The organism is Agromyces humi, from assembly GCF_009720255.1.
Taxonomy (GTDB): Bacteria; Actinomycetota; Actinomycetes; order Actinomycetales; family Microbacteriaceae; genus Agromyces; species Agromyces humi.
Map to the genome: position 1 here is coordinate 20240 of NZ_WJSP02000002.1, position 17542 is coordinate 37781.

The window sequence follows — 17542 nt, forward strand, 5'->3', positions numbered from 1 at the left end:
GTCCGGAAGGCGTTACACCGCCTCTGCGACCTCGTCGATCTCGACCTCGTCGGTGTCGGAGTTCAGCGCCTGCACGAACACCCAGTAATCCTGGCGGATCGCATAGAACGACTGCACCAGCGAGGTGACCGGGCCGTCGAGGATCTCCTGGTAGGTGCGCTGCGGCCAGTACTGCATGTCCTCGAGCACCCGAGCCCACAGCTGCGCCGGCGGCTCTTCACCTTCGACGCCGGGGATGTCGTCACCCATCACGCCCTGCGCGAGCCACACCACGGTGCGGATGTCTGCGATCAGGGTGGGGATGTCCTCCTCGATGTAGGAGGTGTGCTCGTTCACCATCGCGATCAGGTCGTTCGCGCGGACCGCCCACAGCGCCGGGAGGAGGATCTCGTACAGCTCGGCGGCCTGCTCGGCGATCTCGTCGCTGCCTCCACCGTCAAGGAACAGGTCGGACAGGTCGACCCGATCAAGGTCAGGGTCGGACGCCCCTTCCAGCCACGCGGTCACCCTCGCCTGCACGGCCGGGTCGTCGGAGTCGAGCCCGACCGTGGAAAGCGCATCGAGCCACGTCCCGGTCGCCGCATCGAACACCGTCGCCGCGGTGATCTCCATCGACACCCGCACCGCCCACAGGTCAAGTTCCTCGCCGACCGCCGGGCGGGCCAGCGACTCTGGCAGCCACAGCAGCGGATGCCAGAACATCGCCGGGTTCGTCTCCGCCGGCCAGCGGCCACCCTCAGGTCGTGCAGGAATCGGCGTCGCCGCCAGCGGGGAGCCCTTGATCAGGTCCCGTGGCATCTGCGAGTGCTGCGCGAAAAGGGCGTACCGCTCGGGGCTGGTGATGGCCCCGCTCGGGAGGAGCAGCGCCTCCCCGGCTGTCGGGAAGTACGTGCGGCGGCGGATTTCCATGGGTGCGTTTCCTGTGTGGCTCAGCCGGCGAGGGGTTTCGTCCGGCACTGGTAGGACATGCGGCAGATTCTTCCGCGGAACCCGTGCCGGTGGGAAAAGAACTGCGCCCGCGCATGTGGTGGGCATGACTACAGAAACAACCACACCACTGATCACGGGGGTGGCGTGGGCCGGCGACAAGCTGGTCGCGATCGACGAGAACGTCGTCGACGACCGCCTGCGTCGCAAGGCGCTGTCCGCGTCGACTGCGAAGTCGATGAAGGGCTGCCTTGCGCGGTTCGCCGTCGAGAAGCTCCTTCCCCGTGATGAGGATCCGTTCACCGCGTCCGCGCTCGGCACCAGCACCCACGCCGTCCATGAGGACCTCTACACACTCCCCGCCGATGAGCGCACGCTCGAGGCGTTCCACTCGATCAAGCTCGCCAAGGCGGAGCACAAGTGGTCGGAGGAGAAGCGTCTCGCCGACCCCACGCTGCCGTCCGAGGCCGCCTGGCTCGAGTCGAAGCAGCGTTGGATCTCCGAGGTCGACCGTCTCGGCCTCCGAGAGTTCGAGATCGTCGACCCGAAGAAGGTTGTCGTCTTCAAGACCGAGCTGGGCTTCGAAGGCGTCGAGATCGCCGGCGTCCCCTCCATGGGCTTCATCGACCGGGTCGAGGTCGTCCAGGTCAACGGGAAGGACGCGCTCCGTGTCGTCGACCTGAAGACCGGCAAGGAGAAGACCGCCTGGGACCGGAACCGGTACGGCGACGACCACGGCGACCAGATCCGCGTGTACTCCGACGCGCTACTCGGCACCCAAGGGGCGGCCGCCGCACAGGGTGCGATCCACTACACCCAGTTCGGGAAGTCCCGTGAGGTTCCGCTCACCCCGACGGCGATGAACGCCACCCGGAAGGACTTCCGGAACTCCTGGGCGACCCACAACGAGATCATGGCCCGCGGCGAGTTCGTCACGAAGCCCGGCCCGCTGTGCGGTTGGTGCCCTGCGGTGAACTCCTGCCCGGCGGCCGCGAACGCCGGCATCAAGGCGAGCAACAGGCTTGAGACCCAGCCGGCGTCAGCGGTCGAGCTCGGCATCCCGCAGATGCGCCCCGGCATGAAGCCGCTCGGCTCGAAGCTCCCGCCGGTGAACCCGGTCCCGAAGGAAGACCCGGCCGAGGTCATCTCCCGTATCGCGACGGCGTCAGCTGAGCAGTACGCGCCGGCTGTCGACGACGCCATGGCGCCGCCGGTGCCGGACTGGATCCCCGCGCATGACAGTGGTGACATTTCCGACCGACACCAGGAGACCACCATGTCCACAGACGTTGTCTTCGCGGAGGGCAACCCCCGCGAACCGATCCTCAACGGCAAGCTGAACGGCGCGTCGTACGCGGCGATCGCCGTCATCTCCGTCCCGCAGATGGCTGCGGAGATCCTCCACGAGGCGAAGCAGCCGCTCGTCCCCGCAGCGATCGACCGCATGACCGACCTGCTCGCGAACATCATCATCACCGTCCAGAAGCAGTTCCGCGGCGACAGCGCCGAGTGGGCTGACGGGCTGAACACCCGCATCCGTGGCGCGCTCCGCACCACCATCCAGATCACCCCGATGCCGTGGGGGACCACGGACGAGAACGACTGGGTGAACTGGGAGGCCGCGGCGATCAAGCGGACCGGGTTCTTCATCTCCCGTTCCATCCGTCTCTGGAACTTCGGGCAGAACATCCCCTCGAGCTCGTTCGAGGCGTTCCTCCCGGCTTCCACCCCGGCCGCGGAGACGGCAGCTGCGACGCCGGCGAAGGCCACGAAGCCGAAGCCCGTCGCGCCCAAGCCCAAGCCTGTCGCCGCCAAGGCGGCCTGACAACTTCCTCGAGAAGAAACCGCCGCGACCGCGGCAAACACATCCTGAAAGGAACACCACCCATGCCCCTGGACAAGTCCATCAAGGACCAGATCGTCCTCGCCGCCCTCTCGGCCGCCGGCCCTGCCGGTGACAACGCTGAGGAGCACGAGGCGGCGGTCCTGGCGAACGTCCGCCAGATCACCGCCACCCTCCTCGACGACACCTCGAAGTTCCACAAGGCGGCCGACGAGATCGAGACCGCCAGCAAGTTCGTCGGCATCATCTACCTCGTGAAGAAGGAGGAGTCGTCCAAGCGCGGCCTCGTCTACTTCGAGGAGGCGAAGGGCCCGGTCGCCGAGTTCCGCCCCCGCTACACCTTCGAGCAGGTCGTCGCCGCCCACCAGGCGCAGGTCGAGGCGAAGGCGAAGGGCCAGAAGACTCCCGACCTGCCCGAGGGCATCGAGCTCATCCGCACCGAGCGCACCGACATCCTCGACGGGCTGAACCTCGCCCGCCAGGCGACCGGGCTGCAGGGCCACCGCGCCCTCATCTTCAAGGTGATGGAGCCGACCCGCGACCCGCAGAAGAAGGTCCGCGTCCTCCGCCACCTGAAGGACCTCGGCGTCGTCGACAGCTACAAGGTGCCCCGCGCCGCGTAGCCCCCGCCCACGCAACGAAGAACGCCCCGGCCGACTGGTCGGGGCGTTCGTCGTCCCTCGTGTGGATAATCGACCATGGGGTTCTTCGACAGCCTGCTCAACAACGGCCGTATCGACCTTCCTGGCGTCGGACGGGACGCGGCGTTCCGTGCGGTGATCAAGGCAGCCGCGAAGTGCCGCTTCGCTGTTCAGCAGGCGGATGTCGGCGCAGGGTTCATCAGCATGCGCGCACCCAGCGACTACCAGCGCTGGGACGGGAACATCTCCGCCACGGTCGAGGAGACCGAGAACGGAGCTCTCGTCACCCTCGCCGGCGCCGTGCAGGGGTGGAGCATCATCGGCTCGAAGACAGCTTCCCGCGGAGACCTCGGCCTTGCACAAGGGAAGCTCGACCGGGAGATCCGGCGAGCGGCCGCCGATACCCCTCCGGCACGGAAGTCGCCGCCGGCGCCCGGCAAGGCGGCGGCTGCCCCTCAGGCGGCGGCAGCTGCACGCCCGACCACCGGGCTTCCGCCCGGGGTCAACGTCGCCGATCAGGTCGACAAGCTCTTCGCGCTGTTCGAGAAGGGCGCGATCTCGAAGGACGAGTACGAGGCTGCGAAGCGGCGCGTCCTCGAAGCCTGACCGGCCCGACCAGGTTCAGAAGTCGGACGGGACGTCCCGCTCGAGCACACGCTTCTGCGGCGCCGAACCGAACTCATCTGCCGCGAAGGACTTAGTGGCCGTCGTCGCCGACACAGCAACGACCACCGGTTCCGCCTCGGCCTCCGGCTCGTCAACGTCGTCGTCGAACTCGTCGAACGCCGACATGTCGAACGTCGGCGCATCATCGTCCACGGCCTCATCTGCGCCGCCGAGCCAGCCGAGGATGAACTCCGCCTCCTCCACCTTCAACCCGGTGCCCTTGTCGGTCGCGGCGAGCAGCACCTCGACGCCGGCGTGCTCGAACAGCTCCTCCGACATCTCCGCCCACGTCAGACCGAGCGGAGACTCCGAACCCAACTGGTCGTCCAACCACACCGCACGCTCAACCTCCGGGTGCGCGTCCAGGTACGCGGCGACCGCGTCCAGCTTCCACCACCCGTGCCGGGACTCACCGCGACGGAGGGTCGGCAGTTCGCCGCGGCCGATCGCCGCCGCGAACGTCTCATTCGCGTACCCCTCCCAGTCGGTCAGCCATACCAGGCGGGCGTTCGCACCACCGAGCTGCTCGAGCATACGGGCGCTCACCCCCACCTCACCCATGCCGGGAACCGTCACCGTCCGCCAGTCACCCCATGCCGGGTCACCGGCCGGCGCGGACGCCGGCGAGATCGCCCCGTCGACATCGACGAACCACACCTGCGACGGGTGCTCATTCGAACGGGTGGGGACGGTCGGTTCCTGCACAGTCAGCTCCTCAGCTTCCTCAAGGTCAGCGTCGGCGGCCGCCGGCACCACATCATCGTCGGACTCGTCGTCGAGCTCATCGAGGAACGACGAGAAGTCCACCTCGAACGAACCGAGATCCTCCACCACCGGAGCGGCAAGCACGGCAGGCTTGGACGGGCGCGCAGGAGGCTCAACGACTGCATCCTCATCACCGGCGACAGCGAACTCACCAGTCACCTGCGGCTTCGGGATCAGCGCCTGCAGATCCAGACGCTCCGACTCCGGCAGCGGGGCCCGGCGCTCCGCGAGCTTCTCCGAATACGTCATCTGCGACGGCTCGAACCACGACTGGATGATCTCCGCCAGACCCTCGCCCTCGTACAGGCCGCGGCCCTTCGGGATGTGATCACCGAGCGTCGGCGCGTCCGTGAAGTTCTTCAGCGCGCTCGCACGGTCGCCGTTCGTCGCGTTGCCGAGCAGCATGCGGGAGAGGTTCGTGTTGTGGGTAGGGATGAACCCCTCGACGAGGAAGAGATGGCTCTCGTCGGCGACGCCGATGCAGCGCATTGGCTGTGCGTCCAACACCTCGATTGACTTCACGTACCGCCACTGAGTTCGGCTTGATTCCTTGAACACCTTCTTCATGCGAGCCAGCTTCCGGGGGAGGCGGAACACTGGAAGGTTCGTGCGGAACTGGACCGAGTATGCCCGGCTGGTGATCTTCTTCTCAGTCCAACCCTCAGGGACGTTTCCGGCATCCCATTCACTCCAGGTTGCCTTGATCCCCAACGAACGGGCGAGCTCCATGATCTGCACCGAGAGTTCACGGCGGACCTGCAGTATGTGGCATTGACCGCTCCGCTTGTGAATAGTGCCGTCCGTGTCCATGAGACCTTGCAGGAGAGCGAGGCGCTGCGCTGCGGATGCACGCATATAGGCGGCTGGGATGTGCTTGTGGTTGAGGACGCCGGCCGCACGCAGGCTGGGGAGCATGTTGTGGACACCGACGGTCTTGCCGCTGTTGGTGACTGGGTTCGCCACGAAGCCTGCTGAGCGGATCTGGCCGATGAGGTGAGCTTGATCGGTCAGACCGACCTCGTCGGTGCAGCTCTCCGTTGCCGCGGATGTGAACGATCCGGCTTCAGTTGATCCGTCGCCCAGCCACGCTCCGAGGACGTACGGGTCGATCGGAAGGTCAACGTCAGGGCCATCGAAAGCCTCCGGGAGTCGGATGGCCCAGTTCGAGTGACTGCCACGGGCCACCAGCGTCTCCAGCATCTCTTGAGTGGTGACGATCCGCTCAAGGGGCAACGGTGCACCGTTGCTGTCCACTGCGACCATGTTCGTCAGCTCGGGGACGAGGTTGCTGATGAAGTGGTGTGCGTCATAGACGAACGGGGCGTGCTCCTGCTCGATCGAGGGGCATTCGAATTTCAGGAGGGTGGTGCCGACGTTTCCAGCGGCGCTGGCGGACACCGGTCCTCGTGATGCGATTTCGGTCAGCTCGCGAGCGGTGAGCCACAGATTGTCGTCGAGCGTGAGTTCGCGCACCGCGCCGGCGAGCTTGCTGCCACTGAGGCCAATGATCGCCGCAGCAGTGGGAGCGTGGAAAAGCTTGGGTGCAGTCCCACGACGCTCGTCACGGTCGTAATTACGCACCCTGCCAGTCAGCCGGTCGTACATGCCTCGTCTTGTGCCGAACTTCGTCGCGAGAGCGAGGATCCGCTCGGTGGTGAGGTATCCGAGTTCCTGGGCGAGTTCGGACGGAGACATCCACGTACCGGGCGCGACCGTGCCGAGCAACCGCTGTGCCCGAATGACCTTCTTCCACGGCCCATTTTCGCCGCGGTCTGTGCGGCCGTGCTGCTTGCGAGAGCGCATGTCGGCGGCCTGCCACAGGTGTCCAGCGTCGACGTCAACAGTCTGCCCGTCGTCGAACTTGACTCTGTGAACCGGGCGATTGGTGACGATGTCGGTGAAGCCGAGGATCGGAGTGGTGTTGCCATATGGGGTGTAGACGCGGTCGCCGACGATGAGCTCCGAGTTGGTCGCCCAACCGTCGGGGAACCGCTCGGAAACTGGCACGGGTACCCGTGTGTCCATGGTCAGAAGCTTGAGGTCACCTGCGCCCGGGATCCCGTCCAGCATCTTGGCCGTCAGCTTCTGAGTGGCGAGGATGAGGGTGACGCCGGCCGATCGGGCTTCGCGAGCGATCTTCCCGGTCATCGTGCCGATGTACGCCTTGGCCTGGTTGCTGCGGAGTTGGGTCTGACGCTCTGCTTCAACGACCGGGTCGTCCGAGGCGGTCTTGGAGACCGGATCGGGCTGCATGAGGCTCGTGAACTCGTCCATCATGAGGTAGATGTGCTTGGGTCGGACATCTGCCGGCAGGTCGCGGTAGCTGCCGACCTTGTGGGTCATGTTCAGCTCTTTGCGTCGCATGACCTCGCCGTAGACGTGCTTCATCAGCGCGGCTGCTTCTTCGACGGTCGATGCGAACGCCTTGGAGTAGGGCTCGACGAATCCGAAGTCGGCGCCGCCCTTGGTTGGGTCGACGACGTAGATCTCGTTGCCCTGGAGGGCTGCGCCGTAGAGCAGAACCTGCAGGTTCACCGACTTGCCGGCTCCGGATGCACCCGCGACGAGCACGTGCGGTGACTGCTTCGGCGAGAACACCACCGGCTCGCCTTCCACTCCGGTTGCGAACGGAAGTACCCCGTCGGCGGTGTCCATGACGTCCCAGTCCACTGCGGCGTACTCGGGAAGCGGGTGCTGCTTGGAGACGAGCATCCGCACGTTCTTGGCGCCTTCTGGGTGGTGCCTGACGTCGACGTACTGGTTGTCAGTCGCCGTCATGAGCGTCTGCGCGGCCGCCTTGATCTGGCCGCGGGTGACGCCGGGCGGCATTTCGAAGTCGAGCACCTGCACGTCTTGGTTCTTCGGGAGGACGTCGGTGCCGATGAGCTTGGGGACGACACCGCCGTCGCCGATGACCTTGGCGACAAGGAACGCCTGTTCCCAGTCAAGGCTGATGACGTAGTCTTCGTGGCTCATCTTGCTGCCGCGGCCGCGGACCTCGGCGTACTTGAATCCGGTGTTGGTCGGGTTCGCGCCGGTGACGATGGTGATGACACCATCGCCGGCTTCCGCGACCCGGAGCCACTGGGACTGGAGGGCCTGGCGGATCTTCTGCGCGTTCGTGCGGACTTCAGCGATGGTGACACCGCCGTACAGCTTCAGCTGCACCTTCCACATGTGCCCGCGGGAGCGGCGGTCGGTCATCGGTGTGGCGGAGATGATCTCTGGCCGCGCGAGCCGGCAGGAGTCGAACGCCCGGTTGATGAGTCCTGCGAGCACCCATCCGGCGGCTTTGTTGTCCATCTCGGCCGGCATCACCTGGTCAGGTGTGGTGGGGAGTTGCTCGTCCGACCAGAACACGTTGATCGCCTGCTGGTGACGGTTCCCGGGGCGGATGCCACCCCAGCCGGAGACGCCGGTGATGGAGGTGAACGGTGCTGCGGAGAGTGTCGTGGACAGCTGCGGTTCGTACGGCTTGGGTGGCTGGATGTACTCGAGGATGGACACACCCTGGGGGATCACCATCGGCTGGTTCTTGACGGTGACGAGCCGCCCGGACGGAGCGATCGGCAGCTTCGCTTCGCCGTAGACGTTGTACTGCGGGACGGGCTTCCGTGCGCCCATCTTCAGGATGTCGTTCCACCGCTGGTCCCACCGGGCGAGGACGGCCAGTTCGACGAAACGTTCGGCGAGGGCGGGGACGGTGAACTCGGGTGCGCCGTTGGTGAGCGTACCGATGTACATGGTGTTCGCTGCAGCGTCGACGATGACTTCGGTGCCGAGGTACGCGCCGATCACACCGGCGGACATCTCAACGAATCCGAGGGACGCACCGTCGGGGAACGCCCATGCGGTCTGCCAAGCGCCGGGGGTGGGGCCTTCCGGCTCCCCGGAGGCGGGTGCCTCGTCCGGCTCGACGCCTTCAAGGTCGTCGAGGTCGTCGAGGCTGTCATCCTCACCGTCGGCGCTGTCGGAACCTTCCCAGAGCGGGTACTGCCCGTCCCGGTCGGGCCCGGCGGCGATGGACTGCGCCTCAAGCAGCACGCACCGGCCCATCCGCTGGTCGTTCGTGACCGCCCAGGTGAGCGCGGATGCGAACGCGAGCTCGACGAGCTCCTGGTCGACGTCGGAGGTGGACAGGTCTGGCAGTTCCCCGGTGAGCCAGGTGGCGATCCGGAACCGGAGCGGGTGCATGCTGCCGGGGATCGGCTGCCCGTTCGCGTCTACGTCCGGCTCTTCGAGGATCGCGATCTTCTTCCCGGAGCCGATGAGGAGGGTCAGCTGCGCGGTGAGCTGCATGATCCCGGCTGCGGCGCCGCCGGTCGCTGCGGCTTCGAAGGTGTCGACGGTGACGGTGTCGCCGATCGCCTTGTGCGCGACGAGCCGCGGTGGGGTTTCCAGCTTCAGCTCGGACGCCTTCCAGCGTGGATCCCATTCGAGGCGGGCTTGGACGCGGTCACGCCATTCCTGCAGCACCTGGTTCCGGAACGCGAGGTGAAGGACGGTGCCGGCCGCGGCGACGATGACCGCGAGGTTCACTTGCCACAGCTGGATCGGGTAGATGTCCATCCACCAGGTGAACCGGGTCGCGATGATGCTGAATGCGAGTGACCCGGCGAACGCTGCGGCGCCGGCGCCGATGAGCGCGCCGATCCCGCGGCCGCGGCCGGTGGGGGTGCCGAGCGCTGCGAGGAGGGCGTCGTAGCCGGTGGCGGGTGCGACGTCGTCTTGGGCTGCGTAGGTGCGGACGGCGGCGGACACCTGCATGACGAGGATGTATGCGCAGACGGCGTTGGCGGTACGCGCGAGGGTTTCGTAACCGGTGAGGCCTGCGAGCTCTTCGAGGCCCGTGGCGGGGAACGCGGCGGCGATGACGGCCAGGCCGAGCGCGACGTAGAAGAGGAACTGGTGCTCGACTTGAGAGATGGTGTACCCGGCGAGCTTCTGCAGGGTCGGGAAATTCGAGTTGGCGAGCCAGGCGATCGGCTGCTGACGGCGGCCAGGCCAGAACGGCATCCACGTCTCGGACGGGATGATCATCGACCACTTGAGGCTCGCCCACATCCGGTACCGGTTCAGTTCGAGCTGCTCGGTGGGGGAGCCCGGCGTCGGCGGGTCGTTCTTGGTGCGGCCGCCGGTCAGCTGCGGAGGAGAGGACAGGTGGGCGGCGGCGATGAATGCGATGAACGCGATCGCGAACCCGGGCATCCCGAAGTACTGGGCGACCGCACCTCCGATCGCTCCGATGACCGCGACGTGCGGCGCGATGTTCATCGTGGGTTCGGGTGCGCGGGCTGCTGGCATGGGTGGTCTCCGGTGCAGAGGCTGGATGGAGCTGCCCACGTCACATGCGCGGGGTCTTCAGCCGGGCCACCCCGGACTCCTGCACAGTTCAGACATGCGGCGAACCTGCCGTTGTGGGCGGTTCTCGACGGTCAGAACTCGTAGTTCAGCTCGGCTTCCACCCAGTCGGGAACGAGCTCCGTGGCGGCGCCTTGCCGGCGCTCGGCGAAGAGGGTAGCCCCGGTGCTCGGTTCGAGGTTCAGCTCGAGCGTGGCGGCGCCGGCGGCCCTGGCGTCACGGACGAACCCTGCGGCCGGGTAGACCGTGCCGCTGGTGCCGATGGAGACGAAGACGTCGCAGGAGGCGATCGCTGCGGCGATGCGGTCCATCATCCGTGGGAACTCACCGAACCAGACGACGTCCGGCCGGAGTGTGGGCATCCCGCAGACGGAGCATTCGTCATCGAGGCCGAGATCAGCCGTCCACGGAGTTCGTTCCCGGCAGACGGTGCACAGCGCCGAGTTCAGCTCGCCGTGCATGTGGATGAGGTTTCGGGTCCCTGCGCGTTCGTGGAGGTTGTCGACGTTCTGGGTGACCACGAGGAGGTCGTCGCCGAGGTGCTGCTCGAGGCGGACGAGCGCCAGGTGCGCGGCGTTCGGTTCGACGTCGGCCAGTTGCCGGCGCCGCTCGTTGTAGAACCGGTGCACGAGCTCCGGGTTCCGCGCGTAGCCGTCCGGTGTGGCGACATCTTCGATGCGGTGGTTCTCCCAGGTGCCGCCGGCATCCCGGAACGTTCGGATCCCGGACTCTGCGGAGATGCCGGCGCCGGTGAGGACGACCGCCCTCATCGGAGCAGCGTGGCGAGCTTCGACACGAGGTGTGGGTCGGCGGGTTTCCGGCCGAACCGGACTCCCGCTTCGACGGCGGAGAGGGTCTGCCCGTTGATCACCTTCGGGCTGCCCGGCGGGCGGAAGAACACCGTTGAAAGCGGCTTCGGGCCGGTCGGCCAGATGATCAGGGCGAGCCGGATCTTCGACGGGCTGATCCCGAGGTGCTCGGCGAGCAGGTCACGGGCCATCGGCAGGGTGCGTTTCTCCGCGGGGTAGCTGACCTTCCCGTCCCGGGTTCGAGCGGAGAAACGGCGGAGCCCTCGGAACGTGGCGCCGCCGAGCGTCCAGTAGAACGCGCCCTGCCACACCTTCGAGTCGACGATGGTGACGTGGTTGCCGGAGACGATCACATGGTCGACGTTCGCTGCGTACTTCGTGCCGGGCATGTTGAGGTCGTGGAAGACGGCGACGCCGGAACGGGTGAGGACGTCGAGGATCTTCGCGGTGCGGCGTTCACCGTCAGCGCCGCGCTTGGCGACGTCAGCGTTCGCGGCGAACGTGCCGTGCTCGAGCGATCCGCCGGCGCGGCCGTAGACGCGGCCGGTCAACCGAGGAGCCTTGCCACCTCGGTCCACACACCGGCGACCACGATGGCGGCGATGATCCCGACGATGACCCAGAACCCGGTGGCCGAATGCAGGAACGCGTCCACCTGGTCACGTTCGTGGTTCCGCTTCTCTCGCTGATCGCTCATGCCCGGAAGACATGCGGCGGACCGCGACGTCGAGGGCTACTCGGTGGTGGGTTCGGTGCGACGTGCGAGCTCGGCGCCGACTGCGGCGGCAAGCTGGCTCAGGACCTTGTCGGGAAGCCCGCCGAGAGGAAGGCTCGCGATGTCGAACTCGTCGAACGGGTCGGCCGTCAGGTCGATGACGTCCTTTCGGCTGTTGCCCCGCCCGGTCCGGTCGAACGGGTTGTCGTTCACGTTGATGAGGCTTTCGACGCGTTCGCGAGTTCTCCGCTGCAGCGTTGACCGGCCGGGTGCGGTTCCGATCGACACGAGCTCCGACTCGGCCGCATCAGTGCGGATCACGGCAGACCTTGCGTCCGCCTGCTCGTGAAGGATCAGCCGCTGGATGGCGGAGACCGCGGAGCGTCGGTAGATGTCGTCGGCCGCCCAAGCGAGCTGCTGAGCGGCGTCCATCGCGATCAGCGCGATCGGGAGTTCCCGGTCCGTGGACTCGCCGGCTTCGACCGCGTACGCCGGGATGGGGCGTCGCGGGCGGCCGTCGAGGTCGACCATCACGGCGGTGATGCCCGGGCGAAGGTCGGACAGGCTCACCGTTCCGCCGATCACCTGCAGGGCGTAGACATCAAGGACGGCGACCCGGTCGCCAGGGTCGAAGGTCTGGTCTTCTCGCTTCACGTGGCCACCATGCGCGGTCCGCTCGGGGGATGAACGTGAACCGGTCGGTCCCGTCGAGCTCGAGCACACCGATATTCCCGGCCTGCTGGTCACAGCCGAGGGAACGGACGGAGCGGCCGTCGGGGAGGGTGATCATGTCCTTCGCGTGCATGTGCCCGTGGAAGAGGACGCGTGGGCGGACAGCGTTCCACACTCGGGTGACCTGCATCCGTGATTCGGCGGAGTAGGCGAGGGCGTGCAGAAGAAACCCGTGCGGGTTGGATGCGAGGATCGTCTCGATCGCACGGGTGCCGCCGTTGACGGTCTCATGGGTGAGCATGATGTCGGCAGCGCCTCCAGCGATGGCAGCGTCGACCTGCTCGTCAGTGATCCGTTCTGCCGGCCACCATGTGCGGCCTTCCGCCCGCCAGGGGAAGTCGACGGATGCGCCGCCGCCGAGTGAGAGGAACCGAACACCGTTCAGCGTGAACCGGTACGGGCGGGGGAGCGCCCACACCGTCTCGGAGAGTTGGATCGGCTCACCGGGCCGGGACGCGAAGCGTTTCTCGAGCCGGTCGTGGTCTTCATGGTTCCCGACGGTTACAAGGATCCGCGAGAGATTCGACCCTGCCTCACGTGCCTTCCCGACCCAGTAGTCGACGGAGGTGAGGAACTTCTTCCCGGTCGGGCCAGGCCAGATGCCGAAGTCGCCGAGGTGGAGGATCGTCTGCACGTCCGGGTGGGCGCGGGCGAGGGCGGGGATCTTCTGCTGGATCCACATGTGGTTGCCGTGCCAGTCGCCGGCGACCGCGGCGCGGGTCTCGCCCGGGAGGGTCAGGTCATCGCTGTGCGGGGTCACACCAAGGAGCCATGCGGCGGACTCCGCCCGATTCGTTCACACTGCAGCGGCGGCGCGTCTCGTTTCCGCGCGGACCTTCGGGTGCCGGTCCCGTCGGAGGATGTCGAGGACTGATGACCGGTGCGGGCCGCGGACCTGGTGGGCGAGCATGACGCGACGGTGCACCTTCGTGTCCTCGGCGATCCACTCCAGCACCTCGAACGGGGTTGCCGGGTTGCTGGCAAGCCAGAACAGCACCTCGTCGTCACGGCCGAGGAGGTACACGGTGCGGAGGAGGTCAGGGTGGCCGGTGTTCTGCGCCAGGTAGGCGCGGAGCGCCGCGTCCTTCGAGAGGGCATCGAGCATCTCGCGGCTGACCGCGGGGTTCCGGGCAAGCTCCACCCGCACCGGGTACGAGTAGTAGACGAGCCGGCGGACGATCGCGTCGTCGATCGCAGGGTTCGCCGCGACCAGGCATGCGGTGTCAGGGCCGGGTGTGTCGAGGAGGATGCTGAGCAGTTCCGGGTCGAACACGAGCGAGGACAGGTCAGCACGAACCGGAGGCATGCCGGTTGGACATGCGGCGAGGCGCCGTGCGGTCCTTGGCTGCCGCTACGGTGATGGCACGAGTGAGGAGCTTGATGGCCGGAGTGTGGATCTGCGGGATCTTGACGCTGCTCAGTGCCGCGATGTGGGCGTCAGCCCTGGGGACAACCGGTGAAGCTGGCGGGGTTGCACCTGGCGGCGTCATCACCGTTGTGCTTGCCGGCCTCACCTTGATCCTGTGGTTCCGGGCTCGTTGGAAGAACGCTGGCGAAGAGGCGCCCGCGAAGCCGACCCGCACCGGGATTCTGCTCGGCGTGGCCGCGGTGACGGCCATCCTCGCCGGGGTCGTGTCGTTCATCCCCGGATACCTTCACGATGCGATGGCTGGATCGCAGGCGTTCCAGGTCTCTGGCCCGACGTCCGGAGAAGCGGAATACGTAGGGGCGTGGGCGCTGAAGGACGGGGTCGTCACCGTCGAGACGACATCGTGGCCGACCACAACGGTCGAGGTTGCGCTCGAGGCAGGGTCAAGCGCTCCGTCTTTCGATCTCACCTTGACCATGGACGACGCCACGACGGTGGAGTGCTCGAGCGAGAAGCGCGTGAACTGGGACCAGCTCGCCGACCGCACCGTGTTCACCGCCTACTGCTCGGAGATCATCCAGGCCGACGATATGGACGACATCAGCGGGGTCACGATCTCGGACGGCGACTGAGAGTCCCGACACCGGGTCGACGTGGCCACCGACGTCTTCGTCGACTCCTCGGACCCGGTGTCGGGGATGGAACGGAAGCTCCGGGTTGCCACCCTACCTCCGAATTCCGAGTGGTCAGCGCACGGGTTGGCCGAGCCGCAGGTCGGTGAGGTACGACCAGGTCTCCCGGTCGGCCTGGTCTTTCGCGAGCCGCTGGGCTTCCAGCCGCTCCTCGTAGGCGTTCATCATGGTGGCGGCGAGGTCGAAGTTCTGGGTGGCGAGCCCGTTCGACCATTCGCCGTGGTTGATGTCGAGGGTCTCGTCGCTGTCGAGCTCGTACCGGTCCCACCCGATGCCGTCGTCGAAGAGGTCGTCGTCGGCGTCGTCCTCGAGGCCGGCGTCGGGGAAGCAGTCCTGCTCCCATTCGTCGATGTCGACTTCGCCGGTGACGTCGAAGTACCTGGACCCGTCGGTTGCGAACGCGTGGATGATTGTCTGCTCGTCAGTGCGGTAGTAGACGGTCACCCCTTCAAGGTCGAGGTGCCGGACGACCGCCTGGGCGAACGCGACGCATTGCCCGTTCTTGAACGCGAAGTCCGCATCGTCGTCGAGGACGCCTGGGGTGACCCCCACCTTCATCAACGTCGTCCCCACTGTCACCTTCCCGGTGGCCGGTTCGACGGCGAGGTTCGGTGCGAGCACCGGCCCCGGCCGAGCTGGTTCGGCGGCGAACTTCCCGTCGAGGTGGCGGCTGCGGAACGTGACGTCGGTCATGCCTGATGGGTGTGCGGCGCCGCGCATGAGCGGTTTGCCCGAAGGTCTGCGCCCGCCGCTATGGTGGGCGAGCCCACACCAACCAGAGGACCCGATGACCGACCAGACCCCACCGCCGGACGAACACGTCACCTACGAACCGCTCGGGTTGCCGGTCGCTGAGAAGACCACACCGAAGACACGGCCGTGGTTCGCGAAGCCGCCGTTCCTGATCGCCGCCGGCGCGACGGTCGCCGCGGTCGCGGTCCTCGCATCGATCACGTTCGGCTCCCAGGCGGGGAACGCACCGGACCCTGCTGAGATCGCCGCAGCGGACGCCGCACGGGATGCCGACTCCTGCGTCGGCTACCTCATCGAAGAGGTCGGCGGGAACACGAACTTCGGGACGGCCACCGGGGCGTGCATCGAGTGGGAGGAGGTGTACCCGTCGTCGTGGAAGCACTGGCTCACCGGCGATGATGTCGCCATCCCGACCAGCGTCATCGAGCTCGCCGAGAAGGGATACGTCAAGGGTGAAGAGGTGACGCTCGAGGAGACTCCGGCGCCCGCCCCGGCACCTGCGGTCGCGGTGATCACCTTCTACGGCAGCGACATCCAGATCCTCGGGTCAACCTACGACGACACCCCGGCCGTGGTCGACCTCGGCCGTGTCGCGGGGCCCTACACGATCGAGGTGCCAACCGGCATCGGCTTCTACTACGGTGCTGTCTCCTGGAACGGCGCGAACGACGCCGGCTGCAAGGTGACGGTCGGGGATCGGGTCGTCATCGACAACACCGGCCCGAACCAGGTGTCCGCGAACTGCATCGACTACAAAGGCGTTCACTAGCCGTTCACTAGGAGATCCGTAGGCTGCTCGGCGAGAATTCGTGAATGACGCAGGAACTCACGTCGCATCCCACCGTCCGGCAGGCCGATGTGGTCAACGACGCGTCGAGGCAGATCGCCCGGTTCACGTTGGGTGCGCAGCTCCCGGCGCCGCTCGTGTACGACATCCTCGGCAACCTGAAGGGTGTCGGCCACCTGCAGCAGGCGTTGGTGCAGCTCGCGCAGGGCCTCGGTCGATCCTTAGATGAGTTCGACGTGTACGAGTCCGACGGTGCAGACCCGGGGGAGCGTGCGGCGGAAGCCACCGATCATCTGCTCGCGGCCGCGGAGCTCGCCAAACGACTCGCCGCCGAGCTCGAGCTCGCGCAGAACGCGATCGCCAGGCAGGGGTACCTCGCCTCGGAGGACATGCCCGACTGAGCATGCCCTCCGCTGGCACGGGTCAGCCGAGGTGCACGCCGTCCGAGTGGACGGCGAGAACCTCCATGGGACGCTGCGCGATCATGTGGCGGATCTGCCGGTAGTTGTCGATCCAGATGGGGCTGTCGTCTTCGACGCCGGCGGCGTCGAGGAACTCGATGAGCATGGCGCGGGTGAAGTGCTCGTGGCCGTCAGGCAGCTTGTTCTTCAGCGGCCAGGGGTGGTCGTCCATGGGTGGTTCCTTCCGGTGCTGTTCCCCGCCCCGGTGGGCAGGGTGGGAGCGGAAGGTGTCGCATGCACATCACGCTAGGTCGTCCCGCCGACATTCGGCTCAGATGCCGGTGAGTGCCTTGCCGACCTGAGCGGCTGACGGTGCCGGGTACACCGCCGCCGGCTGCGGGGTCTTCGTCCCGGTGTCGTAGGTGCCGCGGCCGGGGTTTCGGAGGCGGATCACCCCGGTGTTCCACGGGGGCTTGGGGACGTCTCGGTCGGTGACGACGACGACATGGATGCGGAGGAGCGCGCCTGCACGGGAGAGTAGGTCGATGGAGCGGCGGAGGTAGTCGTAGAACTCGGTGCGTGCGGCGCGGAGCTCCTCTGGTGGCAGCTTGGTCTGCAACGGGAGGCGGGCGAGCCCGTCGACGAACAGGAACAGGTGCGGCGGCCGCTGCTTCTCTGGGAGGGCCTCCACTGACCGTTCCCCGGAAGCGCGGACCGCGGTCATACGCCGGCGCATCTCCTGGGTGAGTTCGACCAACAGCTGCTCGGCGTCTTCCATCCCGTTCGCGAACGCGGTGAACCGTGGGTCGGGTGCGCCTTGCGCGCGGATTCCAAGCACCGCCGAACCTTGGACGCGTGCGGCGGCGGCGAGGACATCACCGGCGTTCGACTTCCCGGTGCCGTGGCTTCCGGCGAGCAACAGGTTGGAGCGGGACGTCGGATCCCACCTGAGCTCACGTGCCGCTCGAGGTGACTCCCCGAACGGCAGGGCTGGCGCGGCGGCACGGATCTCATCGTCGTTGAGAGGGCCGATGAGGGTCGGCCGGCGACGGGGTTGCTGTCGGCTCATGCCAAGAGGACA

The 17542-nt window shown here is 67.1% G+C and carries 18 protein-coding genes; 7 read left to right on the forward strand and 11 right to left on the reverse strand.

The window, feature by feature from the left end; translation table 11 throughout:
* Window positions 1-12: 12 nt before the first annotated feature.
* Complete coding sequence (locus GH736_RS00350; RefSeq protein ID WP_159599151.1) at window positions 13-909, reverse strand: hypothetical protein; 897 nt, start codon at window positions 907-909, stop codon at window positions 13-15.
* Window positions 910-1033: 124 nt separating this feature from the next.
* On the opposite strand from GH736_RS00350, the gene GH736_RS00355 reads away from it, so the two are divergent.
* The 3 genes from GH736_RS00355 to GH736_RS00365 all read left to right on the forward strand — a co-directional run bounded on the left by GH736_RS00355 (window position 1034) and on the right by GH736_RS00365 (window position 4017).
* The gene (locus tag GH736_RS00355; protein WP_159599153.1) at window positions 1034-2752 is read left to right on the forward strand and encodes a RecB family exonuclease; all 1719 of its coding nucleotides are present in this window, start codon (window positions 1034-1036) and stop codon (window positions 2750-2752) included.
* Window positions 2753-2814: 62 nt separating this feature from the next.
* Window positions 2815-3393: a hypothetical protein gene (locus GH736_RS00360; protein ID WP_159599155.1), complete on the forward strand. Its 579-nt coding sequence runs from the start codon at window positions 2815-2817 to the stop codon at window positions 3391-3393.
* Between the two features lie 75 nt (window positions 3394-3468).
* Window positions 3469-4017, forward strand: a complete 549-nt coding sequence (locus GH736_RS00365; protein ID WP_159599157.1) for an SHOCT domain-containing protein — start codon at window positions 3469-3471, stop codon at window positions 4015-4017.
* A gap of 15 nt (window positions 4018-4032) precedes the next feature.
* On the opposite strand, the gene GH736_RS00370 is transcribed toward GH736_RS00365, so the two are convergent.
* Entirely contained in the window at window positions 4033-8886 is a 4854-nt protein-coding gene (locus GH736_RS00370) for an FtsK/SpoIIIE domain-containing protein (protein WP_159599159.1), read from the reverse strand.
* A gap of 144 nt (window positions 8887-9030) precedes the next feature.
* Between GH736_RS00370 and GH736_RS00375 the strand changes: the two genes are divergently transcribed.
* On the forward strand, window positions 9031-9453 hold the full coding sequence (locus GH736_RS00375; RefSeq protein ID WP_159599161.1) for a hypothetical protein: 423 nt from the start codon (window positions 9031-9033) through the stop codon (window positions 9451-9453).
* A gap of 824 nt (window positions 9454-10277) precedes the next feature.
* On the opposite strand, the gene cobB is transcribed toward GH736_RS00375, so the two are convergent.
* The 6 genes from cobB to GH736_RS00405 are packed head-to-tail and all read right to left on the reverse strand — an operon-like array spanning window position 10278 to window position 13765.
* Window positions 10278-10973, reverse strand: coding sequence for a Sir2 family NAD+-dependent deacetylase (cobB, locus tag GH736_RS00380; protein WP_159599163.1), 696 nt, complete (start codon window positions 10971-10973; stop codon window positions 10278-10280).
* Window positions 10970-11563: a nuclease-related domain-containing protein gene (locus tag GH736_RS00385; RefSeq protein ID WP_159599165.1), complete on the reverse strand. Its 594-nt coding sequence runs from the start codon at window positions 11561-11563 to the stop codon at window positions 10970-10972. The genes cobB and GH736_RS00385 overlap by 4 nt, the downstream gene beginning before the upstream one ends.
* Window positions 11560-11709, reverse strand: a complete 150-nt coding sequence (locus tag GH736_RS00390; protein WP_159599167.1) for a hypothetical protein — start codon at window positions 11707-11709, stop codon at window positions 11560-11562. The genes GH736_RS00385 and GH736_RS00390 overlap by 4 nt, the downstream gene beginning before the upstream one ends.
* 36 nt (window positions 11710-11745) lie before the next feature.
* Window positions 11746-12381, reverse strand: a complete 636-nt coding sequence (locus GH736_RS00395) for a hypothetical protein (RefSeq protein WP_159599169.1) — start codon at window positions 12379-12381, stop codon at window positions 11746-11748.
* The gene (locus tag GH736_RS00400) at window positions 12329-13219 is read right to left on the reverse strand and encodes a metallophosphoesterase (protein WP_159599171.1); all 891 of its coding nucleotides are present in this window, start codon (window positions 13217-13219) and stop codon (window positions 12329-12331) included. The genes GH736_RS00395 and GH736_RS00400 overlap by 53 nt, the downstream gene beginning before the upstream one ends.
* Window positions 13220-13255: 36 nt before the next feature.
* The gene (locus GH736_RS00405) at window positions 13256-13765 is read right to left on the reverse strand and encodes a hypothetical protein (RefSeq protein ID WP_159599173.1); all 510 of its coding nucleotides are present in this window, start codon (window positions 13763-13765) and stop codon (window positions 13256-13258) included.
* Window positions 13766-13839: 74 nt separating this feature from the next.
* Here GH736_RS00405 and GH736_RS00410 point away from each other — a divergent pair, with 74 nt between their 5' ends.
* Entirely contained in the window at window positions 13840-14460 is a 621-nt protein-coding gene (locus GH736_RS00410; protein ID WP_159599175.1) for a hypothetical protein, read from the forward strand.
* Between the two features lie 114 nt (window positions 14461-14574).
* Here the strand turns inward: GH736_RS00410 and GH736_RS00415 are convergent, their stop codons facing one another.
* The gene (locus GH736_RS00415) at window positions 14575-15213 is read right to left on the reverse strand and encodes a hypothetical protein (RefSeq protein ID WP_159599177.1); all 639 of its coding nucleotides are present in this window, start codon (window positions 15211-15213) and stop codon (window positions 14575-14577) included.
* Window positions 15214-15307: 94 nt separating this feature from the next.
* Here GH736_RS00415 and GH736_RS00420 point away from each other — a divergent pair, with 94 nt between their 5' ends.
* Both GH736_RS00420 and GH736_RS00425 read left to right on the forward strand, forming a co-directional pair.
* A complete protein-coding gene (locus GH736_RS00420; RefSeq protein ID WP_159599179.1) occupies window positions 15308-16042 on the forward strand; it encodes a hypothetical protein in 735 nt (244 codons plus the stop codon).
* A 44-nt stretch (window positions 16043-16086) separates the two neighbouring features.
* Entirely contained in the window at window positions 16087-16461 is a 375-nt protein-coding gene (locus tag GH736_RS00425) for a hypothetical protein (protein WP_159599181.1), read from the forward strand.
* 22 nt (window positions 16462-16483) lie between these two features.
* On the opposite strand, the gene GH736_RS00430 is transcribed toward GH736_RS00425, so the two are convergent.
* Together GH736_RS00430 and GH736_RS00435 are read right to left on the reverse strand one after the other, a co-directional pair.
* Window positions 16484-16693: a hypothetical protein gene (locus GH736_RS00430; RefSeq protein ID WP_159599183.1), complete on the reverse strand. Its 210-nt coding sequence runs from the start codon at window positions 16691-16693 to the stop codon at window positions 16484-16486.
* Between the two features lie 99 nt (window positions 16694-16792).
* Window positions 16793-17530 (reverse strand): P-loop NTPase family protein, encoded by a 738-nt coding sequence (locus tag GH736_RS00435; RefSeq protein WP_159599185.1) that lies wholly within the window; start codon window positions 17528-17530, stop codon window positions 16793-16795.
* Window positions 17531-17542 lie beyond the last annotated feature (12 nt).